General features: G+C 62.9%; 20 protein-coding genes. 10 read left to right on the plus strand and 10 right to left on the minus strand.

Annotated elements, in window-relative coordinates:
* Nucleotides 1-11 precede the first annotated feature (11 nt).
* Nucleotides 12-263 carry a hypothetical protein gene (locus tag BCCGELA001_RS33265; RefSeq protein WP_060737992.1) on the plus strand — a complete coding sequence of 84 codons (252 nt, stop codon included), beginning with the start codon at nucleotides 12-14 and terminating at the stop codon, nucleotides 261-263.
* Between the two features lie 56 nt (nucleotides 264-319).
* Here BCCGELA001_RS33265 and BCCGELA001_RS33270 read toward each other — a convergent pair whose 3' ends face one another.
* The 3 genes from BCCGELA001_RS33270 to BCCGELA001_RS33280 form a co-directional block, all read right to left on the minus strand.
* On the minus strand, nucleotides 320-1,267 hold the full coding sequence (locus BCCGELA001_RS33270) for a fatty acid desaturase (protein WP_060737216.1): 948 nt from the start codon (nucleotides 1,265-1,267) through the stop codon (nucleotides 320-322).
* A 14-nt stretch (nucleotides 1,268-1,281) separates the two neighbouring features.
* Nucleotides 1,282-2,298: an alpha/beta fold hydrolase gene (locus BCCGELA001_RS33275; protein ID WP_060737217.1), complete on the minus strand. Its 1,017-nt coding sequence runs from the start codon at nucleotides 2,296-2,298 to the stop codon at nucleotides 1,282-1,284.
* Between the two features lie 159 nt (nucleotides 2,299-2,457).
* Nucleotides 2,458-3,261, minus strand: coding sequence for an MBL fold metallo-hydrolase (locus tag BCCGELA001_RS33280; protein WP_060737993.1), 804 nt, complete (start codon nucleotides 3,259-3,261; stop codon nucleotides 2,458-2,460).
* A 184-nt stretch (nucleotides 3,262-3,445) separates the two neighbouring features.
* Here BCCGELA001_RS33280 and BCCGELA001_RS33285 point away from each other — a divergent pair, with 184 nt between their 5' ends.
* The gene (locus BCCGELA001_RS33285) at nucleotides 3,446-4,645 is read left to right on the plus strand and encodes an MFS transporter (RefSeq protein ID WP_060737218.1); all 1,200 of its coding nucleotides are present in this window, start codon (nucleotides 3,446-3,448) and stop codon (nucleotides 4,643-4,645) included.
* Between the two features lie 21 nt (nucleotides 4,646-4,666).
* Here the strand turns inward: BCCGELA001_RS33285 and BCCGELA001_RS33290 are convergent, their stop codons facing one another.
* On the minus strand, nucleotides 4,667-5,488 hold the full coding sequence (locus BCCGELA001_RS33290; protein WP_158511668.1) for an outer membrane protein: 822 nt from the start codon (nucleotides 5,486-5,488) through the stop codon (nucleotides 4,667-4,669).
* Between the two features lie 302 nt (nucleotides 5,489-5,790).
* On the opposite strand from BCCGELA001_RS33290, the gene BCCGELA001_RS33295 reads away from it, so the two are divergent.
* Nucleotides 5,791-6,741, plus strand: coding sequence for an AraC family transcriptional regulator (locus tag BCCGELA001_RS33295; protein WP_008541636.1), 951 nt, complete (start codon nucleotides 5,791-5,793; stop codon nucleotides 6,739-6,741).
* Here the strand turns inward: BCCGELA001_RS33295 and BCCGELA001_RS33300 are convergent.
* The 3 genes from BCCGELA001_RS33300 to BCCGELA001_RS33310 all read right to left on the minus strand — a co-directional run bounded on the left by BCCGELA001_RS33300 (nucleotide 6,738) and on the right by BCCGELA001_RS33310 (nucleotide 10,209).
* Complete coding sequence (locus BCCGELA001_RS33300) at nucleotides 6,738-7,745, minus strand: zinc-dependent alcohol dehydrogenase family protein (protein WP_008541635.1); 1,008 nt, start codon at nucleotides 7,743-7,745, stop codon at nucleotides 6,738-6,740. The genes BCCGELA001_RS33295 and BCCGELA001_RS33300 overlap by 4 nt on opposite strands.
* Nucleotides 7,746-7,760: 15 nt before the next feature.
* On the minus strand, nucleotides 7,761-9,374 hold the full coding sequence (locus BCCGELA001_RS33305) for an acyl-CoA synthetase (RefSeq protein WP_008541634.1): 1,614 nt from the start codon (nucleotides 9,372-9,374) through the stop codon (nucleotides 7,761-7,763).
* A gap of 67 nt (nucleotides 9,375-9,441) precedes the next feature.
* A complete protein-coding gene (locus BCCGELA001_RS33310) occupies nucleotides 9,442-10,209 on the minus strand; it encodes a FadR/GntR family transcriptional regulator (RefSeq protein WP_060737994.1) in 768 nt (255 codons plus the stop codon).
* Nucleotides 10,210-10,374: 165 nt separating this feature from the next.
* On the opposite strand from BCCGELA001_RS33310, the gene BCCGELA001_RS33315 reads away from it, so the two are divergent.
* Nucleotides 10,375-11,580: an ABC transporter substrate-binding protein gene (locus tag BCCGELA001_RS33315; protein ID WP_060737220.1), complete on the plus strand. Its 1,206-nt coding sequence runs from the start codon at nucleotides 10,375-10,377 to the stop codon at nucleotides 11,578-11,580.
* Between the two features lie 70 nt (nucleotides 11,581-11,650).
* Here the strand turns inward: BCCGELA001_RS33315 and BCCGELA001_RS33320 are convergent, their stop codons facing one another.
* On the minus strand, nucleotides 11,651-14,704 hold the full coding sequence (locus BCCGELA001_RS33320; RefSeq protein ID WP_060737221.1) for an ATP-binding protein: 3,054 nt from the start codon (nucleotides 14,702-14,704) through the stop codon (nucleotides 11,651-11,653).
* A 288-nt stretch (nucleotides 14,705-14,992) separates the two neighbouring features.
* Here BCCGELA001_RS33320 and BCCGELA001_RS33325 point away from each other — a divergent pair, with 288 nt between their 5' ends.
* Nucleotides 14,993-15,484, plus strand: a complete 492-nt coding sequence (locus BCCGELA001_RS33325) for a hypothetical protein (RefSeq protein WP_008541626.1) — start codon at nucleotides 14,993-14,995, stop codon at nucleotides 15,482-15,484.
* A 235-nt stretch (nucleotides 15,485-15,719) separates the two neighbouring features.
* On the opposite strand, the gene BCCGELA001_RS33330 is transcribed toward BCCGELA001_RS33325, so the two are convergent.
* Both BCCGELA001_RS33330 and BCCGELA001_RS37740 read right to left on the minus strand, forming a co-directional pair.
* Nucleotides 15,720-18,971: an outer membrane protein gene (locus BCCGELA001_RS33330; RefSeq protein ID WP_008541625.1), complete on the minus strand. Its 3,252-nt coding sequence runs from the start codon at nucleotides 18,969-18,971 to the stop codon at nucleotides 15,720-15,722.
* 276 nt (nucleotides 18,972-19,247) lie between these two features.
* Nucleotides 19,248-19,442 (minus strand): hypothetical protein, encoded by a 195-nt coding sequence (locus BCCGELA001_RS37740; protein ID WP_144441621.1) that lies wholly within the window; start codon nucleotides 19,440-19,442, stop codon nucleotides 19,248-19,250.
* Between the two features lie 47 nt (nucleotides 19,443-19,489).
* On the opposite strand from BCCGELA001_RS37740, the gene BCCGELA001_RS33335 reads away from it, so the two are divergent.
* The 5 genes from BCCGELA001_RS33335 to BCCGELA001_RS33350 all read left to right on the plus strand — a co-directional run bounded on the left by BCCGELA001_RS33335 (nucleotide 19,490) and on the right by BCCGELA001_RS33350 (nucleotide 22,850).
* Nucleotides 19,490-20,749: a tyrosine-type recombinase/integrase gene (locus BCCGELA001_RS33335; RefSeq protein WP_008541624.1), complete on the plus strand. Its 1,260-nt coding sequence runs from the start codon at nucleotides 19,490-19,492 to the stop codon at nucleotides 20,747-20,749.
* Nucleotides 20,750-20,799: 50 nt separating this feature from the next.
* The gene (locus tag BCCGELA001_RS33340; protein ID WP_060737223.1) at nucleotides 20,800-21,489 is read left to right on the plus strand and encodes a hypothetical protein; all 690 of its coding nucleotides are present in this window, start codon (nucleotides 20,800-20,802) and stop codon (nucleotides 21,487-21,489) included.
* Between the two features lie 103 nt (nucleotides 21,490-21,592).
* On the plus strand, nucleotides 21,593-21,814 hold the full coding sequence (locus BCCGELA001_RS33345) for a helix-turn-helix transcriptional regulator (protein WP_008541605.1): 222 nt from the start codon (nucleotides 21,593-21,595) through the stop codon (nucleotides 21,812-21,814).
* 10 nt (nucleotides 21,815-21,824) lie between these two features.
* Entirely contained in the window at nucleotides 21,825-22,466 is a 642-nt protein-coding gene (locus tag BCCGELA001_RS36640) for a helix-turn-helix domain-containing protein (RefSeq protein ID WP_083543481.1), read from the plus strand.
* 9 nt (nucleotides 22,467-22,475) lie between these two features.
* Nucleotides 22,476-22,850, plus strand: coding sequence for a hypothetical protein (locus BCCGELA001_RS33350; RefSeq protein WP_008541603.1), 375 nt, complete (start codon nucleotides 22,476-22,478; stop codon nucleotides 22,848-22,850).
* Nucleotides 22,851-23,088: the final 238 nt, after the last annotated feature.

Raw genomic sequence — 23,088 nt, forward strand, 5'->3', positions numbered from 1 at the left:
GGAGAATGAAGATGTTTCGTAAGCTTGCACTTGGTCTGATCGCCGCCGGTTCGCTCGGCGTTGCCGCCCTCGCGCCCACCGCGGCTTCGGCCGGCGGCTTCCATCACCATCATCACGGTCATCACCACTGGGGTCCCGGCTGGGGCGTCGGCGGTATCTACCTCAACACCGGCGTCAGCAGCTGCTATCGCGAACGCCTCGTCCAGACCCGTCACGGCCTGCGCGTTCGCGTCGTGAATGTCTGCGCCTACGGCATCTACTGATATCTCACCGTCACGACAAAGCTCCGGTCGCGCTGCGACCGGAGTTTTGCGTTCAGCTATCCCGTCTGCCGCTGCCGGCGAAACCAGGCCCAGGTCTCGCGCGTCGTTCTGATGTAGCCGCGACCGCGATGGATGATCTCGCCGTCGACGATCTCGTTCAGCTTCGGCAGCGCGTGAAAGGGGATCGAGGGATAGGCGTGATGCTCGACATGGTAGGGCATGTTCCACGCGAACCATTTGACGATCGCACCGGTATAGGTGGTGCGGGTATTCTCGAAGGCGCTGCGGGTACGGTCGCAGCCGGTGTGCTCGGCATAGAGATAGGGCCGCAGGAAGAATTGCCCGATGACGAGCGGCACGACCCAGACCCAGAGCAGCAGGGCCGAGGACAACCACAGCGACAGCGCGAAGAGCAGCGCATAAAGCGCGAGATAGGCGCGCGCCTCGCGTACGATGACGGCGCGCTTGTTCTCGGGAATCCAGGGGGCGGCGACCCTTCCGGTGACGGCGTGGCCGAGCATCAGCCGGAGACGAACGGCGACCTGGAGCAGGCCGCTATAGGCGATCGCAAGCTGGGTGTCGGATGTCGGCTTCACGCCGACGATCAGCTCCGGGTCCTTTTCCGGATCCTGCGTGTAGCGATGATGGTCCCAGTGAAACAGGCAGTAATATTCGTAAGGCAATCCGATCAGGAAAGCCGAGAGATTGCCCACGATCAGATTGAGGCTGCGGCTTTTGAACGCCGTCTTGTGCGCGGTCTCGTGCACCGCCATGAACAGGAAGGCGACGACATAGCCCTGCATGGCCATCAGCGGCAGCGCCCAGAGCACGCCATGGCGCGAGCTGACGATCCAGATCAGCGTCCCCATCAACAGGATCGCACCGTAATGGCCGAGGCTCTGCACGGCGCCCCTGAGATTGGAGCGAACCGACAGCTCGCGCAGCATTGCCGGCGTCAGGGGCTTCAGGCGATGACCAGGCTCTGAGACGGTTGCGTCAGTCATGATCGGAAGCCCACCTATTTGCTGAGAAGCGCCGCGATCTCGGCCTTGATGAAGGCCTCATCGCGCGCATTGCCAACGGGATTGCCGGCACGATGGCCGTGCAGCGACGGGATCGGATGCAGCACGGCCGATTTCGCGTGGGTCAGCCGCCCGAGTTCGTCCTCGTTGTCGCGGACGTCGAAATAGCGATCGGTTGCGCCCGGCATCAGCAGCATGTCCGCCTTGATCGCCGCCAGCGCGCGATCGAGATCGCCTGCGAAAGCCGGGCAGCCACTGATGTCCCCGCCTTGCCAGATGTCGATCTGCGCCAGGAGATCGTTGGCGTCGCGCCGCGCGAAGGTCGTATCCCAGGTGCGAACGAGATAATCCTCCAGCGCGGCGAAGCCGGCTTCGCGCCAGAGCTCATCGCGATAGAAACCATGCGACATGGCCCAGCCGGCATAGACCCGCCCCATCGCTCGGTAGCCAGCAATAGGTTTGTCGACGAAGCGGCCCTCACGGAAAGCGGGATCGGCGGTCAGAGCGGCCTTCACGCTTTCGAGGAAGACATGGTTATAAGGCGCGCAGCGCGCGCTGCCGCAGACGATCGCCGCGCGCGCGACCATGTCAGGATGCAGCGCCGCCCAATGGTAGGCCTGCATGCCGCCCATCGACCAGCCATAGACCAGCGCGAGCTTCGAAATGCCGAAACCTTCGGTGAGCAGCCGGTGCTGGACCGCGATCGCATCGTGATAGGTCAGCTTCGGGAACGGCGCGGCGGTGTTCGACGGCGACGACGACAGGCCGTTGCCGAACAGATTCGGAATGATGATGAAGTAGCGCGAGGGATCGAGCACGCCGTCGGGCCGGATCAACCATTCGGTGTCGAAATGCTGGGCGCTGAAGGAGGTCGGGTAGAGGATGACATTGTCCCTGGCAGGGCTCAGCGTGCCATAGGTCTTATAGGCGAGCTTCAGCGACGGAAAGACGGTGCCGGACTGGAGCGTGACGTCTCCGGCCTCGAAAATCTCGTAGTTGCTCGGCCCGCTCATGCGTCCATCTTCCGCTCACACGGCCGCAGAACGCGCCCGTCCAAACAAACGAATGCATCGATCGTGCCGGACCAGCAAACGCATCGTTGCGCCCTCGTCATATATTGTACCATTAGTACATTTATTTGGCGAACGCAAGATGAGCGGCGACGCGCCGCCTCACGCGATGGCCGCGATATATCGCTCCACCGACGCCGCGAACGCGGCCTTGGCTCCGCCTGCGATGTTGCGACCCCACCAGGCGCCATAGATCCGATCGAAGGCGTGCGGCTCCACCGCGGCTGCGATCCGCCGCACCGCGACGGCGTTGAGCGCCATGTAGTTAGGGTAGGAATACATGAAGCTGACGAAGCGGCGGTCCATAGTCACCTGCGCGATATCGCCGGTGAGCAACGCGCCCCTGCCCTCCGCGCCGCGCGACCAGTGCAGCATGGTGGCGCCCGCGAAATGACCGCCGGTGCGCAGGAGCAGCACCTCGTCGGAGATGCGCTGGCTCTCGCCGGTCCAATGCACGATCGACGCATGCGGCCGTGTCACCCATTGGCGATCGTCGGCGTGCAGATAGACCGGCACGCCGCCGAAGGCGTCGCTCCAATCGGCGAGCGCGCCATAATAGTGCGGATGCGAGATTGCGATGGCCTTCAGTCCGCCGAGCGAACGCACATGCGCGATCGCCTCCGCCGTCGCCAGCGGCACGCAGTCCCACATCAAGCAACCATCGCCGAGCGGCACCAGCAGCGCGCGCTGGCCGATGGCGAAGCTCGGCTCGAGCGAGAGGCCGGTGAGGCCGAGATCGTCGCGCCAAACGACGCGGTGACCTTCGGCCAGCGTCGCACGCGTCAGGAAAATCTGCCCATTCCAACCTACATACTGCCGCTCGTCCTCGCAAATCGGACAGGATGCGGGCGGATGTCCGCTGTCCGGAAATTGTGCGCCGCAGGTTTCGCAGATCCAGAGTGGCATGGCCATGATCCTGGTTGAAACATCGCGAGTATGACATGACGTCGCGCGCCATGCGATCACAAGCGCGATCGGAACCAACGCGATGAGCACAGGTTAAGTTCTGGTCCGCCGCAGGCCCATTGGCCCGCACTCCCCGCCTCATGCGAGATCCAATTCGATCGGCAGCACCAAGTTCAGCGTCTCGATGACATCGCGCCCTTCAACGTCTCGTATCTGGCCCCTGTTTGCGCTCAACTTCTTCATGGCCGACATGCAGTCGGGCATCGGGCCTTTCATCGGCGTCTTCCTCCAGGAGCGCGGCTGGGCGCCCGGTCTGATCGGCACTGCGATGACGATCGGCAATGTCGCCGGCATGCTGGTGACCACGCCGATCGGGGGCTTCATCGATTCCAGCCGCAACAAGCGGATGTGGGTCGTCATTCCCGGCATCTGCGTGGTCTCGGCCTCCGCGATCATCCTGATCTCGCAAAATTTCTGGGCGGTGACGTTCTCGCAAGTCGCGCAGTCGCTGGCGAGCGCCGCGATCGTGCCGGCAGTCACGGGCATCACGCTTGGCATTGCCAAGCAGAAGGGCTTCAACGCGCTCAACGGCCGCAACCAGGCGTATAACCACGCCGGCAACATGGTGGGCGCCGCGCTCTCGGGCTATCTCGGCTACAAGTATGGCTATTTTGCCGTGTTCGCGCTGGCGGCCCTGTTCGGCGCCATCGCGATCGCTTGCGTGCTGATGATTCCCGCCAAGGCGATCGACGACCGCGCCGCGCGTGGCTGCAAGGAGGACGATCCCGACAGCGCGCCCGACGCCTTCTCGATGCTGCTCAAACATCGCGCGCTCCTGGTTCTGGCGCTGGCACTGGCGCTATTCCATCTTGGCAACGCCGCGATCGTGCCACTCTACGGACTTGCCGCAGTGGCCGAGGGACAGGCCAACGGACCGACCTTCGTCGCGACCACCGTGGTGATCGCGCAGGGCGTAATGGTCGTGACCTCACTGATCGCGATGAAGGCCGCCAGCAAGCGCAACTACTGGCCGATCATCCTGGTCTCCTTCATGTTCCTGCCCATCCGCGGCGTGCTCGCCTTCTTCGTCACGGGATGGTGGGGCGTCGTGCCGATGCAGGTGCTCGACGGCATCGGCACCGGGCTTCAGACGGTCGCCGTCCCCGGCATGGTCGCTCGCTCGCTCAACGGCACCGGACGCATCAACCTCGGCCAGGGGGCCGTGATCACGGTGCAAGGCGTCGGCGCGAGCCTCAGCCCTGCGCTCGGCGGCTGGATCGCACAATGGATCGGCTATGGCCCGACCTTCCTGCTGCTCGGCGGCTTCGGGCTCGCCTCCATGGCGCTGTGGCTGGCCTTCGGAGCGACGGTGAAGAAGTATTGAGCTTCACCGCGGGCGCCCGCGTCACGGCGCAAATTGCCGGTTCAGGCCGATCCTGAACGTGTGCAGCTCGATGTCGCCGGCCGGCAGGCGGGTCCCGGGCATGGACAGAGAGAGCTGGCGCCCGAGGTTGAGATACAGATACTCCGCCTTGAGCGACCAGCGCGGCACGAACGACCATTCAGCGCCGCCGCCGACCGCATATCCGACATTGTAGCCGCTTGCCGAGGCGCGGCCGTCCAATGCGCCGGGAAATCCCGCGATGATCAGGTTGTTGGTCAGGCGTGCATGGCTGCTGTCGAGGCTCGCCTTGACGTGCGCCCAGGCGAGACCGCCCGTCGCATAGAGCAGCCAATTGTCGCTGGCATAACCCAGGCGGCCGCGCAGCGTGCCGAGATAATCGATGTCCTGGGTCACCGTCACGGTGCCGGTGTAATTGTCGAAATCGCCGACGAGGAAAACGGGTCGCAGCGCATAAGAGCCCGATGCCCGCCCGCCAATCCCGGAGACGCTGACGTCGGCTTCGACACCGGCGACCAGATGGCCGGCCTGCCAATTGTAGCCGGCCTGCAATCCGCCCAACCCACCGGACTGATCGACACCGAGCGTGAACGGTGCAGATGCCGTCGACGTCGCATTGTTGACGCCGGGAAACAGCGCCAGAAGTGCGCCGGGGTCGACGGACGCAGCATTGCCATCGCCGGTGCCATAACCGGCATGAACACCCGCGTAGAAACCGACCCAGCTGAAGACGGGAGCGGTATCGCCGGCCGTCGCAGGGGCGGCGGTCGCCGCCCCACAGCCAAGTGCCAGAATAGCCAGCAAACCCCTCGCACGGCGTGTCATCGAGTCATTTCCTTCCAATCGGCCAGTCATTGCGAGCGGGACAATAGGCAAGGAGGCAGTCGCGGATCGTGGGGAGCGGCGAAGCGTTGGATGGACTGACGTGAAAACCGCCAAATCGGCTATCGTTTGTTGCGATCCGGGCACACTACGCCGAAGCCTGGCTGCGGCACCTGGTCACTGGCTCAGCGCGTAGTTGCGAGTGGCTTTTCGCGCAATCCCGCGTTTTTCTGGTTGCCGCACCGCGGTGCGACGACGAGGATGCAACCCGCACCAAATCGCCAGCGCATGTTTTCCAGCGATCGATGACCCAGCCGCAACTTTCATTCGATGGCGATCCGAACGGTCCGGCCTATGAAGAATGGCGCGAGCAGTTCTGCCGTCGGGTGGCGAACGTTGATTTCGTGCCGGTCGGCGAAGGGCGCGTTCACCGGACCATTGCGCCGGCCATTATTCCTCGCATCAGGCTTTCGGCCTCGTTCGGCACGCCGATGTCTTTCGTGTCGCTGGGGACGAACGACGAATTGATCATTACGATGTCGCCCAATTCGGCCTTGAGCGGGGCCATGGGCAAACGTCCGCTGGAGGTCGCCGCCGGCGACATCACCATCGGCGATCCCTCGATCAAGGGCGCCTGCATCACCCAGATCAAGCACGGCAATTTCCAGACCGCGCTGCTGCCGCGCAAGGCGCTGCTGCGCGCGTGCCCGAATGCCGAGGACCTGATCGCGCAGTCGATCCCCGGAGCCAATGCGATCACGTCGATGTTCCTGCGATATTACGATCTCGCGCATGCTCATGCGGACAAGCTCGCGCCCGCAGAGCTCGATGCCGTCTCGCAACATCTGTTCGACCTCGCCGTGCTGATGATCGGGGCGCGCGGCGATGTCGCCGACGAGGCGCGGCTGCGCGGCCTTGCGGCGGCGCGTTTCCAAACGCTGAAATCAGACATTCTGGCGCAGCTGGACAGTCCCGCACTGTCGCTCACCGATCTTGCCGCCGCACATCGGATCAGCCCGCGCACCATCCAATTGCTGTTCGAGCAGGCCGGCATCACCTATAGCGGCTTCGTGCTGGAGCAACGCCTGCTGCGCGCCGAGCGTCTGCTTCGAAATCCCGCCATGCGCACGCGCAAGATCATCGAGATCGCGCATCTGGCGGGCTTCCACGACGTGTCCTACTTCCACCGTGTGTTTCGCCGCCGCTTCGGGCAGACGCCTGATGACATCCGGAAGCTGGCCGGCGACGCCGGCTAGCCAAACTCGACCACGATCTTCCCGAAATGGCCACCGTTCTGCATCAGGCGCAATGCATCCGGCACGGCGTCGAAGCCGAAGGCGCGGTCGATCACGGGCCTCATCGCGTTGCGCCCGATCGCAGCGGTCATGGCCTCGAACATGCGGCGGCTGCCGACAGAGAGTCCGATGACGTGCAGGTTCTTGGCGAACAGGCTCGAGATCGCGATCTGCTGCGAGACGCCCGTGAGGATGCCGATCACCAAGATGGTACCGCCGACGCGCGCTGCCTCCAGTGATTGCGCGAACGTGTCCTTGCCGCCGACCTCGACGATATGATCGACGCCGCTGCCGGTCCACGCCGCCGCGGCCTTGCCCCACTCCGGAACCGACCGATAATTGATGGTGTGGTCGGCACCTAACGCCCTGGCGCGTTCGAGCTTCTCGTCGCTCGACGAGGTCACGATCACGCTTGCGCCGGCGAGCTTTGCAAATTGCAGAGCGAAGATCGACACGCCGCCTGTGCCCTGCACCAGCACGGTGTCGCCGGGCTGTACCTTTGCGTGTTCGAACAACGCACGCCAGGCCGTGAGGCCGGCGCAGGGTAGCGTTGCGGCCTCCTGGAACGACAGATGCGACGGAATGTGGCTGACGCCCTCGGTGTCGAGCACCATCACCTCCTGCAGGACGCCCGGCCGCGTGCCGCCGAGCGCGTAGCGGCGAGCGGCTGCCGAAACTTCCCCATCGATCCAGGATTGGAAGAACATCGGACAGACGCGGTCGCCGACGGCAACACGGGTTACGCCCTCACCCACGGCAATCACTTCACCCGCGCCATCCGAGAACGGAATGAGCGGCAACCTGGAAACACCGCCCTTGCCCTGCACGGTCAGCAGGTCGCGGTAGTTCAGCGATGCTGCCTTCATCCGCACGGAGACCTGGCCCGGGGCAGGCGTCGGCTCCGGCAGATCGGCCAGCTCCATCCCTTCGATCGACCAGTCACGCGCCACCTGCCAGGCTTTCATGGCAATCGCTCCGTTTCAGGTACCAAAATTTGTCTGGATCGCCTTGTCGAGCGTCTCGCCGCCGACGAAGCGCTGGCGCAGCTCGCGCTTGAGGAGCTTGCCGCTCGGATTCTTCGGCAGGCTATCGACGAAGATGACGCGCTTCGGCACCTTGAAATGTGCCATCTGACCGGCGCAATGCTTGATGACTGTTTCTTCGTCCAGCGCCTCGCCGCTCTTGATCACGACGATCGCGGTCACCGCCTCGATCCAGCGCGGATCAGGCAGGCCCACGACTGCGACCTCGGAGACGGCGGGGATGCGGTAGACCATCTCCTCGACTTCGCGGCTGGCGACGTTCTCGCCGCCGGTCTTGATCATGTCCTTGACGCGGTCGACCACGGTGATGTGGCCCTCGTCATCGACCGTGGCGAGATCGCCGGAATGAAACCAGCCGCCGGCAAACGCCGCCGCCGTCTTCACGGAATCGTTGTAGTAGCCGGACAACAGATGCGGCGAGCGGTGCACGATCTCGCCGACCTCGCCGACCTTCACGTCTTCCATGGACGTATTGACCACCCGCGTCTCGACATTGAGCACCGGCTTGCCGGCGGAGCCGGCCTTGCGCAGCTGGTCTTCGGGCCGCAGCACGGTCGCGAGCGGCGCGATCTCGGTCTGGCCGTAGAAATTCCAGAACTTGACGTTGGGCAGGCGGCGCTGGAGCTCGAGCAGCACCTCCACCGGCATGATCGAAGCGCCGTAATAGCCCTTCTGGAGTGTCGATAGATCGGTCTTGTCGAAGTTCGGCGAGCGCAGCATCGCGATCCAGATCGTCGGCGGCGCGAAGAACGAGGTGATCTTGTGGGCCTGGATCAACGCCAGGATGTTGTCCGCGGTCGGCTTGCCCGTGATGACGCCGGAGGCGCCGAGATAAACCTGCGGCCCCAGGAACACGTCGAGCTGGGCGCAATGATACAGCGGCAGCGCGTGCAGGAATTTGTCCTCCACGCTCATGCCGCCGTCAATGATGCAGCTGACATACTGCCACATCACGGCTTCATGGGTCAGCATCGCGCCCTTGGGCAGCGACTCCGTGCCACTGGTATAGACGATCTGCGCGAGATCTCGGCTGTCGACCGACGCCTCAAGGAACGAGCCGTCGGCATGCAGGAGATCGTCGAAGGTGGTGAGGCCCGCAGGCGCCGTCGCCGGATCCTCGCCCGGCAGCCAGATCATCTTCTCGACGGCGCAATCCTTGGCGCTGGCCGCGCGCGCCGGCTCGACGAAATCGGGGCCGGTCGCGAGCAGCTTTGCGCCGGAGCTCTTCAGGATGAAATTGATCTCGTCCGGATTGAGCATGAAGTTGATCGGCACCAGGACCGCGCCGATTCGCGCCAGCGCGAAACGCAGTGCCGCGAAGGCATGCGAGTTGCGCGACAGCACCGCGAGACGGTCGCCCTTCTTGACACCGAGGCCGAGGAGACCGCGACCGAGGCGATTGCAGATCGCGTCCATCTCGGCAAAGCTCCAGCTCACACCGCCGCAGCTCACCGCAAGCTTGTTCGGCTCACGCGCCGCCGAACGGCGCAAGAGATCGCCGATGGAATGCTCGCGTGCCTTCGCAATGATGGCTGCGGTGTCGCCGGTCATGTGTTCCTCCGTCTAACGTCTTTGTTTGCGGGATTTCTTGATCGAAATCTTGCGTCTTGTTTTTGCGCTATCTGCGCCGGGCCGCCTGGGCGTGCTCCATGTACATGTGCTCGACCGAGCGATCGAGCGAGGCGATCTTCTCGAAGCCGCGCCGCCAGTCCTGCAAGTGCCGGCGCGTCCACAGCACGCCGGCCTCGCGGTCGCGGCGGCGGATCGCATCGATCAGATGGCGGTGCGCCGCGACGAGGCGCGGGCCACCTTCGGCAACGCCGCTCACGATCATCTCGGTGGTCGGATAGAACAATTGCGCGGCCGGCTCGCGCGCGAGCTGGAGCACACGGTTCTGCGAGGCTTTTGCGACCAGCACGTGGAATTCGGCGTCGCATTCGGCGAGCATCGCGGGATCGCCGACCACCGCCTCGCTACGCGCGAGATTGGCCGCGAGCTCGGCGATGTTTTCCTCCGTCGCGCGCTCCACCGCGCCTTCGATGCTCGCGACTTCGAGCGTCATCGAGGCCTCGTAGAGCTCGCGAAAGGTGACCTCATGCAGGACCAGGGCGCGGCTGAGCCGGCTCGCCAGCTTGCTGTAGCGCGGCAGGCAGGCATGCAGTCGGCGTGAAGAATCGCGGCGGATCAGACCGCCTTCCTCCAGCACGCGGATGCCCTCGCGGATGGTCGAGCGGTTGACGCCGAACTGGCGGACGAGATCGTGCTCGGTGCCGATGGGGTCGCCCGGCTTGATGCGGCCATTGACGATCTCGCGTTCGATGGCGTCGGCGACCTTCTGATAGGCCGGCGCGACATCGATCGGACGAAACAGCGGCGCGACAGGCAAGACGGCCTCCAATGTCGATTGTCGGACAAACTATATTGGGTCGCCAAGGGTGCGTCAAACTACATCACGCAAGCTGCATCCTGGATAAATTGACTCCGCGGATAGCTGCTTCTAACTTTGTCGGACAAAGGGACAGGATAGTCCCATGCAAGAGGAAACGTACTTATGAGACCTATCGCGACACTCATGTCTGCGGCCGGCCTGCTGTCGGCTGCCCTGATCTCTCCCGTCTTCGCCCAGCAGGCACCGCTCAAGATCGGCGTGCTCTCCGATTTCTCCTCCGTCTATTCCGACATCGGCGGCATGGGGAATGTTGAGGCCACGAAAATGGCGATCGAGGATTTCGGCGGGCAGATGTTCGGCAAGCCGATCGACATGATCAGTGCCGACGTGCTCAACAAGCCCGATGTCGCCTCCACCATCGCGCGCAAATGGTGGGAGACCGAGGGCGTCGACATGATCATCGACCTTCCGACCTCGGCGACCGCGCTCGCGGTGATGGAGCTGTCGAAGCAGTACGAGAAGATCATGATCGTGACGGATGCGGCGAGCTCCGACATCACCGGAAAATCCTGCTCGCCCTACACCGCGCATTGGACCTACGACACCTACTCTAATGCGCAGACTGTCGGCAGCGCCATCGTCAAGAATGGCGGCGATAGCTGGTATTTCCTCACCGCGGACTACGTGTTCGGCCATTCCATCGAGCGCGACACCGGCGACGTGGTGAAGAAGGCGGGCGGCAAGGTGCTCGGCAGCGTCAAGCATCCGCTCAATACGGCCGACTTCTCGTCGTTCCTGCTCCAGGCCCAGGCTTCCAAGGCCAAGATCATCGGGCTCGCCAATGGCGGCGGCGACACCATCAACGCGATAAAGCAGGCCGGCGAGTTCGGCATCGTCGCCGGCGGCCAGAACCTCGCCGCGATCGTGATGTTCATCTCCGACGTGCACAGCCTGGGCCTCAAGCTTGCGCAAGGGCTGATCGTCACCGAAGCCTATTACTGGGACCTCAACGACAGGACCCGCGCCTTCGGCAAGCGCTTCATGGAGCGGGTCAAGCGGATGCCCACGATGAACCAGGCCGCGACCTACAGTGCAACGCTGCATTATCTCAAAGCCGTGCAGGCCGCCGGCACCAAGGACACCAAGACCGTGATGGCCAAGATGCGCGAGCTGCCGGTGCGCGATGCCTTCACCGACAATGGCGTCCTGCGTGAGGACGGCCGCATGGTGCACAGCATGTACCTGTTCCAGGTGAAGAAGCCGGAGGAGTCGAAAGGACCGTGGGATTATTACAAGCTGCTCGCGGAAGTACCCGGCGACCAGGCGTTCCGCCCGCTGAAGGACGGCGGCTGTCCGCTGGTGAAGTGAGGCTCACAGGCGCGCGCGGCACGGCCGCGCGCGCCTGAACTGCCCGCAGCCGAGTGGCTCCAGCCGACCGTCAGGTCACCTCGTCACCGCTCGCGAGCATCTCGTTCAGCATCGCCTCGGCCTTGTGCTGAAGCGGCCGCGCGCCGTTTTCGGAGGCGATCGCGATGGCGGCACGCAGGGAAGCGCGGATGGCCGCCTTGCTTTCGGCATCGGAGGGCGGCGTCACCACGGCTTCGCCGAACAGGGCCTCGGCCTCGAGGCCCGAAAACCCCTGCTGCCGCGCCGTATTGCGGGCCTCGCGCAGCATGTTCTGAGCGGCCCTGACGTCGCCGGACCGGTGGGCGGCCAGCGCCAGATAGATCGAGCTGCGCAGCACCGCCGAGGTATATCCGACCGCCTTGGCCTCTTCGCGCGCCTCCGTCAGCATGCCCCGCGCCCGGTCGAACAGTCCCTGCTCCAGATAGGCGATGCCGAGATGGCAGGCGAGCACCGGCACGAACAGGCGGATGCCGTGCTTCTGCGCGAGCACGAACCCGTCTTCGAGGATGGACGCAGCGGCGGCCGGATTGTTCTGCCCGAGCTTCAGCCAGCCGCCACTATAGGCGGCGGCGACGCGGTCATAGGGACGGCCGGTCTCCTCCGCGATCGCGGCGGCCTGTTGCTGGAGCCCCTCGGCCGCATCGAGCTCACCCATGACGGTGTGGGTGAAGCTCTTCATCATGCAGCAGAGCAGCAGCAGATAGCTCGGCGTCGTCCCGATCGGAGCGCGGGCTTGCGGACCCGCCAGCTGGGTGCGCGCCAGCGCCAATGTCCGTTCGGCTTCGGGGTAGCGGCCGGCGAGGAAATAGGCCTGCCCGAGACCGTACCGGGCTAGATTGAGCCAACCCGGATTGTCCCATTCCTGAGCGAGGCGGACCACCTCTTCCGAGACAGCGACGGCTTCGACCGGCGCTCCGTAGAAGTTTTGCGCGCCGGCTCGAACCGTCATCGCGGCGACCTTGCGTCCGATATCGTCGATCCCATCCGCCCGCCGTTCGGCATCCATTCCAAGGTCGAGCCACTCGGCGACCTGGCCGGACGCGATGAACGCCGCGCGGGCCTCCATCCGCAGATCGATGGCATCGGCCTCCCGCGAAGGCGTCATCGGCGTCTTGTCGAGCGAGCCCATCGCAATCTCGAAATAGCTGGCCGCGTCGGAAAACGCCGACCGGCTCAGGCATTTTCGCCCTGCGCTCTTGCCGTGACTGAACGCCTTGTACCAATCGCGGGCCCGCACGGCGTGATAGCACAGCGTATCGGGTTGATCCGCGCCTGCTCCATCGCCCTCCAGCCTCGCAAGAATGCGCGCGTGGATGGCTTCGCGCACCTTCTCGACCATCGAGTCATAGGTCACCTGGCGGACCATCTCGTGCCGAAACTCGAGCACATCGTCCAGTTCGCTGTCGATCCTCACCAGCAGCTCGGCGCGATCGAGCGCCGCAAGGCAATCCTGAAGGACGCTTTCGGGCAGCTCGGCGAGGTCTCGCAGCGTGGCGACGCTCGATCGCCGTCCCAGCGCTGCCGCGATCTGCAGGATGGCGCGCTCCTGGCGCGACACGCGATCGAGGCGCGCCGCGATCACGCCCTGGATGCTCGAGGGAATGCCCAGCTCGTCGATCGGACGCATCAGCGCGAGATCGCCCCACTGGCCGTGGAGCGTTCCGCTGTCCCGCAAACCCCGGCACACCTCCTCGATGAACAGAGGGACATTTGCCGTGTGCGAGATGATGCGATTCTTCAGATCGTCGTTGGCCGCGGAGGGTCCGAGCATGTCGGCGAGCATGGCTAGCCCCGAGTCGTGGTCGAGCGGTTGCATCGCGACGACCTCGGCATGGCAGCGCGCAATCCACACCGGCATGCCGTTGGGCCTGGAGGTGAGGAGGACGAGAAGACCTGGAGCCTGAAGCGACGCTATCGTGGCCATGACCGCATCGCTGGCCCGATCGATCCAGTGCAGATCCTCGAGCAGAAGGATGGTTCGTTGACGACGCGCGATGCTCTCGATGACGGCGCAGCTTGCATCGGAGATCGCGCGTCCCCGGGCGTGAGGCTCGAGCTGGGACCAGCGAGGATTCGTCGTCGGCAGATCGAGCACCGCGTCGAGGGCGCATTGCGCAATCTCTCCGAGATCCTTCCGCGGATCCGACGGGCTGTCGGAATCCTTTGCGGCGGCCTCCAGGGCGGACAGCAGAACACGCTTGAGGGTGCTGAACGGGGCCCCCTTGAGGTTCGGGCTGCACTCGGCGTTGATCAGGCGCCAACCACGGGATCTGAGCTCCTGGACGAATTCGTGCGCGAGCCGCGATTTGCCGATGCCCGCGTCGCCGAGCAGCAGGACCGTCCGCCGGCCCGTTCTGGCGCTCTCGACGGCACGGGCCAGCAATGCCCGCTCCGTCGTACGATCGACGAACCGCGAGACGCTGCGGGCACGCCGCACCCGCCAGCTCGACAAATCGCTCGCCCCCACGATGCGGTAGACCGGCACGGCCTGATTGAAGCCGCGCAGCGGCTTGCCGCCGAGATACTCGAATCGGACATGCCCTTCGGCAAGCTCCTGGCACGCTTTCGACACGTAAATCTGATTCGCCTCCGCCGCAGATTCCAGGCGGGCGGCCAGATGCTGGGCGGCACCGCCGATTTCGTAGACCTTGGAAAACTCGCTGGAGACCATGTAGGCGACGACATGACCCGAGTGCAGACCAACCCGGACCTGAAGCCCGGGATCGCCCAAGCCGACGACACGCCGGACCAATTCGATGGCCGCATGGCAGGCCAGGGGGGCATGATTGTCGTCCGCGATCGGAGCGCCGAACACCGCAGAAACGCCGTCGCCCAGCTCCTTGCTGACGATGCCTCCGAACTGACGCACCGCGCCTCTCATAGCGGCCAGCGCCGGCTCCAGGCGCGAGACCGCCTCCTCCGGATCGAGATCGGCGACAAGTCCGGTGGAATCGACGACGTCGGCACGGAGAATCGTCACGAACCGGCGTTCGTTGTCCGGCTCGGAACGGCGCACGGCCACCCCGCAATTGGAGCACCAGCTATCGCCTGGGTCGATCGCCGACTGACACGCGACACACTGCATTTCCGTGCCTTCAAAAGCTGCAGCGCCGTCGCTTGTCGACCGGCGCTCGCAAGGAGCCCGGCGCAAGATTACCCATCGAAAGAGTCATGGCAATCGAACTTGCACGCCGTACGGCGCCATCACCGATCCGCAGCTCTCTGGACGAAGCACAATTTCGAGTGATAGCAATTGCACGCGCGAAATATGGGGCCGCGCGTTCTAGGGGCGCCGCGGCTTTTCTTCTGGCCGACGAGCTTTGCTGGGCTGCACGTCACCCCGATTGATTAGAACATATCGAAGGGCAAGGCGATGGGCGGCAAGACATATAGCGGCAAGGCGTTCAGGGATTTGATGAACTGCAATTACTACCCCCTGGCGAACATGAAGAGGAGCGTGGCCAAGCTCAAAGCGTCGGACGACATCGATCTGCCGACCCTTGAATATGGCCAGTACCACCTGATCCTGACGCCGCCATCGAAATGGCCGCAGGGAAGTGCCAAGTACTGGCACAAGGAGAAGGGCCGGGCTCGCCTCGACCTCAGCACCCAACCGAACACGGTCCCCCTATCGCGGGACGAGCCCGGCGTGATCCCCCTGACGCGATGCGACCTGCTCGATGCCTGCGTCCGGAAGTGCTTCAACTCCGAGCCGCCGATCCCGATGAAGACCAACATCATCGTCCATGCGCCGAACGACGCCTATGCCCACCGGCACGAGATCCGGCTGGAATGGGAATACAAGAAGGGCTCGGACAAGCCGACACTGCTCCATCTGACGATGGTCTGTCCGCACAGATCGTGATTAGAAGCGTTCTGGCTTGTGCGGACATCATCGTCGCACGCGGGTGATATGCCGGGACTGTGGCGGGCCGCCGGTGTCCACCTCCCGTCACCGACCCGTCGCATGAAGATGATCCGGTTCGGGGGCGGACGGGAAGGCGATCAGGGAGTTTTGAGGGAGCCCCGTCCCGGAGCAGTGATCCGGAAAAATGCAATGCACTTTTCCGGATGATGATTCATCCCGCTCTCGTCGCACCTTAGTCGCAATAGCAGAACGCGTAGACTGCGCCGATCTTGGCAATGTGGAGGTCTGCGCTGGTCTTTCGCGACGTGCTGTCCGCGTTGGCCCTGAGAATGGTCGTGGCGCCCTGGATCTGCGTGCTCGAGCTGGTGCGCGTCTCGGCGCGGTCGATGTCGAAATGCAGGTAGCGATATTCGCCGCGCAGCGACCATCGCTGGGTCAGCTTGAACTCGCCGCCCGCGCCAGCCGTATAGCCCGCCACCCACTTGCCGTTGGGCCCGTTGACGCCGCCGGGGTCGGGAAAGGTGAAATGGCCGAGCGCCAAGCCGCCGACACCGTAGAGCATCAGCTTCGGGGTGACGAGATAGCCGGCCCGGCCGAACACGCCGACGTTCGAGCGCAATTGCTCACTGGCCTGCATCGCCGTCGGATTGACACTCGTGGTCACGACACCGTTGAGAACTTGACGGGTATTGCTCGTCTGCTCGCCGTTCATCTTGAAGGCAACATCCGAGAAGAGCGTGCCTTCGATCTGACCGCCGGCCACGATATTGCCGGCTCGCCAGTTGTAGCCTGCGAACAGATCGACCATCGAGCCCGTGGTGTCGCCGGCGGCACTGCCCCGGGTCGTCGTATTGCCGACGAAATCAGTCGTCTGCACCGCACCGTTGAAATTCTGCTGGGCAGAGTCGGCAGTCGAGGCCAGGATCTGTCGGGCACGGCCCGCGCCGGCAGCGAAATAGGCGCCGAGATAGGGGCCTGCCCAATGGTCGCTGGGGGCGCCAGGCAGCGCCGCCATGGCTGATCGCGGTCCTCCTTCACCGAACCTATAGACCATGCCGATCTTTCCGGTGTGGAAGTCGGCGTTGATCTGGCGAGTGGTGCTGTCGGTGGAGAGAGAGGTGCTGGAAGATCCGGTCGATTGCGTGCTCGATGCGAAGTTGCTGCCTTCGTTGCGGCCAAAGCCGTAGTGCGTATAGCGATATTCGCCGCGCAGCGACCAGTTGCCTGTCAGCTTCACCTCGCCGCCGGCGCCCAACGTGTAGCCGGCCACCCACTTGCCGTTGGCGCCGCCGCTGCTGAAGTCCCCGTCAGCGTAAGTGAAATGTCCCAGCGCCAGGCCACCGAGGCCGTAGAGCAGCACGTTCGGCGTCACCAGATATCCGGCCCGGCCGATGACGCCGACGTTCGAACGCAGTTGCTGCTGGGTCCGGTTGCCGGCCGTTTGCGAGCCTGAAGACGTCGAGGTGACGGCTCCGTTCGAGGTGTCAACCGAGGTGAATGTGTGAGGGCCGATGGTCTTGAACGTCACGTCGGAAAAGACCGAGCCTTCGATCTGCCCGCCGGCCACGACACTTCCGGCGCGCCAATTGTAGCCGGCGAAGAGATCGACCATCGAACCCGTCACGTCGCCGACGGGACGGCCGTTCGTCGATTGGGTGCTGGTGGACGTCGTGGTCCCGACGATGGTGATCGTGCTGGTGCTGGTGTTGTTCGTCGCGATGGTTTCCGCGGCACGTCCGGCGCCGGCACCGAAATAGGCGCCGATATAAGGTCCCGCCCAGCCGTCGTTCCAGGCCGGGCTCGGCAGTGCCGCCATCGCCGACCGCGTTCCTGACGCGCCGAATTGATAAACCAGTCCGATCTTGCCGACGTGGAAATCGGCGTCGATATGCCGCCCGTTGACGGTGCTGTTGGTGGACGTGGTGGTGCCGCCACCTGACACGGATGTCTGCGAGCTGCCCGTCGGCTCGTTGCCGTCATATCCGAAATGCATGTAGCGGTATTCACCGCGCAGCGACCAGCTGTCCGTCAGCTTGACCTCGCCGCCCGCGCCCGCGACGTAACCAGCCACCCATTTGCCGTTCTTGCCGCCGACGCGGACTTCCGAGTCGGGATAGCCGTCGGGATAGGTCAGATGCCCCAGCGCGAGGCCGCCCAGGCCATACAGCAGTACACTCGGCGTCACCAGATAACCGGCCCGGCCGATCACGCCGACGTTCGAGCGCAACTGCTGCCGGTCCTCGATCCTGTTCGTCCCTGAGCTTGTCGAGGTGACGACGCCGTTGTTGGTCGAAACCGAGCTGTATGCCTCGTTGCCGACCGTCTTCGTGGTGACGTCGCTGAACAAGGTGCCTTCGATCTGCCCGCCGGCCACGACATTGCCGGTTCGCCAGTTGTAGCCGGCGAACAAATCGACCATCGAACCGGTCATATCGCCGGCGAGATTGCCGAATCCCGATTGCGTGAACGCCGACGTCCCGCCGACAGTGCTGACACTGCCTTCGTCGTCGATTCTCGTGGAGGTCTGTCTTGCGCGCCCGGCGCCGGCACCGAAGTAAGCACCAATATAGGGTCCGGCCCAGCTGTCACCCCAGGCGCTAGCGAATGAAGCCCCGCGTCCCGCCGGCGGTATCGCCGCCATCGCGGACAGCGGTCCGGAATCACCGAATTGGTACACCAGACCGATCTTTGCCAGGTGGAAATCGGCATTCGTCCGTGTCGAGGAAGATTCGCTGCTGGTCGAGACAAACGTGGTTGCGCCCGTCGCCGAGCTGGCCGTTGAGTTGGTGGCTGCGCTCCTGTTGAAGCCGAAATTCAGGTACCGGTATTCGCCGCGCAGCGACCAATTTCCGGTCAGCTTCAACTCGCCGCCGGCGCCGACCGTGTAGCCGGCCACCCATTTGTTGTTGCCGCCACCGAAAGGATCGGCGCTGTCGGCAAAGGTGAAGTGACCGAGCTCGAGGCCGCCGAGGCCATACAGCAGCAGGTCCGGACGCGCGAGAAAACCGAGCCGGCCGATCAGCCCGACTCGCGAGCGCAGCTGCTGGTTGCTCTGCACGGTCGCCGAGCCGGCAGTCGTCGAGGTCACCACACCGAGCAGCACGTTGGTGCTGACACTGTTGAACGTCTGGTTGCCGAACGGCTTCAACGCGACATCGGAAAAGACCGTGCCTTCAACCTGCCCGCCGGCCACGATATTCCCGGCTTGCCAATTATACCCCGCGAACAGGTCGACCATCGAACCGGTCACGTCGCCCGAAAGAATGCTCGCAGTCGTCCCGACCAAGGTCGAGTTCGACGTCACCACGCCGGCGTTGGTCGAGAGTGAGCTGTTGGCGAAACTGCCAGTCGAGGAGTCCGTCGCATGTCCGGCGCCCGCACCGAAATAAGCGCCGATATAGGGCCCGGCCCAGCTGTTGACCCAGGCCGGTCGGGGTGGCGCCTTCACAGTCAGGTCGGCGGCTAGAGCTCCGGCAGAAACCATGATCGAGGCGCCAGCCAATGAAGCGCCCGTCAGTGATGTCAGCTTTTTCACCCCAACCCCCCAATTCCAATTCCAATTCCAGAACAAGAAAATGTTACCGGAAGAGCAGATGAAAAGCCGTTGCGCGCATACAACAAGTTCGACGTTTCGGAGTCGAAGCCGACCTAAGTTATTGATACTTATATGAAATGCGTCAGGTTGTCGCACTTGGAAGATGCAACTTAATCCTGCACAGCGCGACAACATTGTCGCGCGAGGCCGCATCAGCTCGGCGCCTCATCCCAAAACAAAAATGGCCCGCATCAAGCGGGCCATTTTCGTATCGGATCCGGTCAATCCGAATTTGGTTGCGGGGATAGGATTTGAACCTATGACCTTCAGGTTATGAGTATGAATTTCACAGTTTTCTGGAGTTATCCCAAGACCTCTTGCTTTACCTAAGCCACTTAAAATACTAGTGAAATCTAGCATCGCGATTTCCCGAGATATCCTGCCATTCCCGTTACGGTGGCGACTCGGTGGCGATTCTGGAGGTCAATGTGCCGGTACTGAAGCTGACGCGGAGAACGATCGACGCAATCGAACCCGTCGACAAGCAGACCATCTTTTACGACAGCGAATTGACCGGTTTTTGCCTCAAGGTCCTTCCCTCCGGCGTCCAGAGGTGGTGCGTCGAATACCGTAGCGGCGCCGGCGGGCGGAGCGTCGGCAAGACGCGGATGGTCCTTGGGTCCGCCTCGAGCATGACGCCCGACCAGGCGCGCGCTAGGGCCAAATCAACCCTCGCTGCTGTGGCTCTCGGACAGGATCCCGCCCGCAAGCGCTCGACCGAACGTGCCATGCCAACCTTTGCCGAGTTTGGCGAGCGCTATCTCAGGGAGGAGGCCGCGGCAAAACTAAAGCCGCGAACGGTCGTCAACTACCGTATCTACCTGCGTAAGCACGCCGCCCCCCTCCTGGGCACCCGCAAGCTCGATGCGCTCGATAGTGCCGCCATCTCGAAGATGCACCGGAAGATCGGCAAGGAGACGCCGATGACCGCGAATCGGGTCGTCGAGTTCATCGGATCCGTCTTCCGGTACGCTGCCGTCTGCGGCCTCGTTACCAAGGGGCACAATCCCGCGAGTCATGTCCAAGCATTCCGCGAGCAGCGCCGCGAACGGTTCCTGAGCTCACCGGAACTAGGCCGCCTGGGAGACGCCATTCGCGAAGCGGAAACGGTGGGCATTCCGTGGGCTGTGGACAAAGACCAGCCGAACGCGAAGCACATCCCGAAAAACGGTCGCACGAAAATCGGGCCTCACGTAGCGGCTGCATTGCGCCTCTTGATCCTCACTGGCGCCCGACTGCGCGAAATCCTCGAGCTCAAGTGGGAGTATGTTGACCTCCAGCGCGGCCTGCTCCTGCTCCCTGACAGCAAGACGGGACAGAAGGCCATCATTCTCAATGCACCGGCTCTCGACATCCTTGGCAAGATTCCCAACGTCGATTGCTACGTGATCGCCAGCGATATCAAGGGCCAGCCTCGGCACGACCTGAATAAGCCTTGGAAGCTCGTGAGCACGCGATCAGGCCTCGAAGGCGTAAGAATCCATGACCTGAGACATACCCACGCCAGCTATGGCGCAGGCGCAGGCTTTGGGCTGCCCATTATCGGGAAGTTGCTTGGCCATTCGCAGCCCGCGACCACCGCCCGGTATGCGCATCTGGACAATGATCCGTTGCGGCGAGCATCCAACCAAATCGCAAAGGCACTAGCGGAAGCCATGGGCGACTGACTCCGGGTGTCGACGTGTCCTTAAACAACAAAGTGAGTGAGTTCACTGATATGGATGATTCCGACTTTCACCTCGTCCAGCCACCGTTTGCCCAACTAGATGAAGCGCTATGGTGGATCGAGTTCAAGCAGATTGAAGAAGCCAAGCGAGACGGTTGGACATCAACACTTGAGAGCGCAAATCGGCTTGAAGCCGCTTTGCTCAATGGCACACTTCAGGGATACGGCTCCCTGGATGCCGGGCCTGTGCAGCTCATCCAACAATGGACGTGGACCGAGTTTGAGTTTCTCCCCGCTGATCGCGATGGCCGGCGCATCGAAAAAAAGGTGGATTATATTCCCCAGTTCATAGTCCGCTCCCTCAAAGCCTACCGCGCGGAGGCGCTTAAAGACTTGAGCCAGCCGGCCTCCAAGCTCCTGCCAGGCCTGAATGAAAATGAACCTGGGTTTCACAGGGTAATGGACCAAATTGTCTTTCTCGAATGCGATCTGCGGCGAGTATTTCCTACGGAAATCGTTCAAACTAAAGAAGACCCGCCGCTCGATAAAAAGTACCCCAGGTTCCTAAAGGAAATTGAGGGCGAAAAGTACCTCCACAGTCCCGCGCCGGTCGGGTTCGACCACGTCTTTGGTCTACTCATTGAGTATTTGGAACGGACGGGGCAGCTCAACTCCGTCGACAGTTCGGTCCGGAAGGGGCTTCAACGCCACTACAAGGAATTCAGCAAGCACGGACAATGAGACAAAGCAAGACATGTCCGCACTTGTCTGAACAGCTCTCTGCTTTCCCCTTGTAGGACTGGGTTGCCGGCAGCGCGTCGGCAATTCAAAGGGGAAAAACTTGATGATCGAAAAAGCAACCGAGTCGTCCAAATGGCTGACTCGGAAAGAAGCCGCCGCCTACTTGCGACTCGGTGAGAGCACGCTTGCAAAGCTGTTTGTCTCTGGCGACGGACCACCGGCCATCAAGATTGGGCGGTCCGTTCGCTATTCTGCGCTCGACCTGAACGCGTGGATGGGCTCTCGCCGGCGACGCTCGACGTCTGACAGCGGCTCCGCCGCGTAAGGTTGGGCCAATGGACGTACGAGCCTTTAACCGCGAGAAGATGCAGTGGCTCAATGCCATCAGTCTTGAGTGCGAGGTCAACTCTACCGCCTTTCGGGTCGCTTATCTTATTGCCGATCATCAAAATTCAGTGGCTGGATTCGCTTGGCCATCCCTCGCTCGGCTGGCCGGGAAAGTCTGCCTATCGAATAAATCGATTCAGCGGGCGGTCGGGCAGCTGGAAAGACTGGGATGGCTTGAGGTGGAGCGAAGAAGGGAGCGTTCTAACCGATATCGCTTGAGATGGCCGCCTGGACGAGCCCCGGCGCCCAGGCCAACCGAAGGCAATGATGCAGACAAAACTGTCCTCGTGGAGAGACAAGAACGTCTCACCGGAGGGGACAAAACTGTCCGCCAATCCTACTTAACTAAATCCCTTAAAACCTTCTCAAGTCGGCTTGGCGGAGGAAGGCAAGGAACTCGGTTCGCCGATCAAGGCAAATTCGAAGCTGAGATCATTGGGCGATTTGGACCGGGCATGATCGACGTGCTTGAAAAGCTGAACGAGATCGACCCCCGCGCCGTCGAACAGCTTTGCCGGCGGGCGAAAAATGGAACCTTGTCACGCGTCGACATTGCCGCTGCTGAGCTGACCGTGGCGCAAAATCAATAGGACCGAAGAATGACAGAATTTGACGAGATATTGTCGAGAGCGCTCGACGCGGCGCGATATTACTACCCGCGTTTGAGCGCAGAGGTCTATGTCTTTCCAAAGCCAGCCGATGCGGCGCAGCCGCCCGAACCCGCCGCATCGCAACTTCGCGAAAGGAGCTGCCGCATCGCTATCACATGGGTGGAGAGATTATTGACGAATGGCGAGTTTGACAAAGGGGCCATCACGATCAGTCAGTTGCGGTCTCGGATTTTTCGTAGCGACCGCATCTTGATTCCGCGCGAGATCATTCTTGCGATCGCAGTGTACAAATGCGTTGAGATATTCGTCGGCGGACATGATGTCTGGCTCGGGAAGCTCTGGGATGGACCGGTACCATTTTAGTTGTCTCTCGTGCTGCGGGAGGGTTTTTAATGTATCCCACGGCCGCGATGTCGGCGCAGAGACGCGGGAGGCTTCCTTGTCGATGCCAATCGAGGCCGAGGGCGAATGGGGGGACTGCTTCTCATCTCTAAATTCTAGGTAAGGCCATCACAGAATGTCCCCGTGGGGAAGAAGCTGGTCATCCCGCTTGCGGGTCACATCGTCACCGAGAACAGTTGTTAGCCCGTCACCTCGGACA

The sequence above is a fragment of the Bradyrhizobium sp. CCGE-LA001 genome (assembly GCF_000296215.2).
GTDB lineage: Bacteria > Pseudomonadota > Alphaproteobacteria > Rhizobiales > Xanthobacteraceae > Bradyrhizobium.

Bases quoted from the DNA above. Each gene is read 5' to 3' on its own strand.
- BCCGELA001_RS33265 (WP_060737992.1), top strand. From the start codon at position 12: ATGTTTCGTAAGCTTGCACTTGGTCTGATCGCCGCCGGTTCGCTCGGC.
- BCCGELA001_RS33270 (WP_060737216.1), bottom strand. From the start codon at position 1,267: ATGACTGACGCAACCGTCTCAGAGCCTGGTCATCGCCTGAAGCCCCTG.
- BCCGELA001_RS33275 (WP_060737217.1), bottom strand. From the start codon at position 2,298: ATGAGCGGGCCGAGCAACTACGAGATTTTCGAGGCCGGAGACGTCACG.
- BCCGELA001_RS33280 (WP_060737993.1), bottom strand. From the start codon at position 3,261: ATGCCACTCTGGATCTGCGAAACCTGCGGCGCACAATTTCCGGACAGC.
- BCCGELA001_RS33285 (WP_060737218.1), top strand. From the start codon at position 3,446: ATGACATCGCGCCCTTCAACGTCTCGTATCTGGCCCCTGTTTGCGCTC.
- BCCGELA001_RS33290 (WP_158511668.1), bottom strand. From the start codon at position 5,488: ATGACACGCCGTGCGAGGGGTTTGCTGGCTATTCTGGCACTTGGCTGT.
- BCCGELA001_RS33295 (WP_008541636.1), top strand. From the start codon at position 5,791: ATGACCCAGCCGCAACTTTCATTCGATGGCGATCCGAACGGTCCGGCC.
- BCCGELA001_RS33300 (WP_008541635.1), bottom strand. From the start codon at position 7,745: ATGAAAGCCTGGCAGGTGGCGCGTGACTGGTCGATCGAAGGGATGGAG.
- BCCGELA001_RS33305 (WP_008541634.1), bottom strand. From the start codon at position 9,374: ATGACCGGCGACACCGCAGCCATCATTGCGAAGGCACGCGAGCATTCC.
- BCCGELA001_RS33315 (WP_060737220.1), top strand. From the start codon at position 10,375: ATGAGACCTATCGCGACACTCATGTCTGCGGCCGGCCTGCTGTCGGCT.
- BCCGELA001_RS33320 (WP_060737221.1), bottom strand. From the start codon at position 14,704: ATGCAGTGTGTCGCGTGTCAGTCGGCGATCGACCCAGGCGATAGCTGG.
- BCCGELA001_RS33325 (WP_008541626.1), top strand. From the start codon at position 14,993: ATGGGCGGCAAGACATATAGCGGCAAGGCGTTCAGGGATTTGATGAAC.
- BCCGELA001_RS33330 (WP_008541625.1), bottom strand. From the start codon at position 18,971: ATGGTTTCTGCCGGAGCTCTAGCCGCCGACCTGACTGTGAAGGCGCCA.
- BCCGELA001_RS37740 (WP_144441621.1), bottom strand. From the start codon at position 19,442: ATGCTAGATTTCACTAGTATTTTAAGTGGCTTAGGTAAAGCAAGAGGT.
- BCCGELA001_RS33340 (WP_060737223.1), top strand. From the start codon at position 20,800: ATGGATGATTCCGACTTTCACCTCGTCCAGCCACCGTTTGCCCAACTA.
- BCCGELA001_RS33345 (WP_008541605.1), top strand. From the start codon at position 21,593: ATGATCGAAAAAGCAACCGAGTCGTCCAAATGGCTGACTCGGAAAGAA.
- BCCGELA001_RS36640 (WP_083543481.1), top strand. From the start codon at position 21,825: ATGGACGTACGAGCCTTTAACCGCGAGAAGATGCAGTGGCTCAATGCC.
- BCCGELA001_RS33350 (WP_008541603.1), top strand. From the start codon at position 22,476: ATGACAGAATTTGACGAGATATTGTCGAGAGCGCTCGACGCGGCGCGA.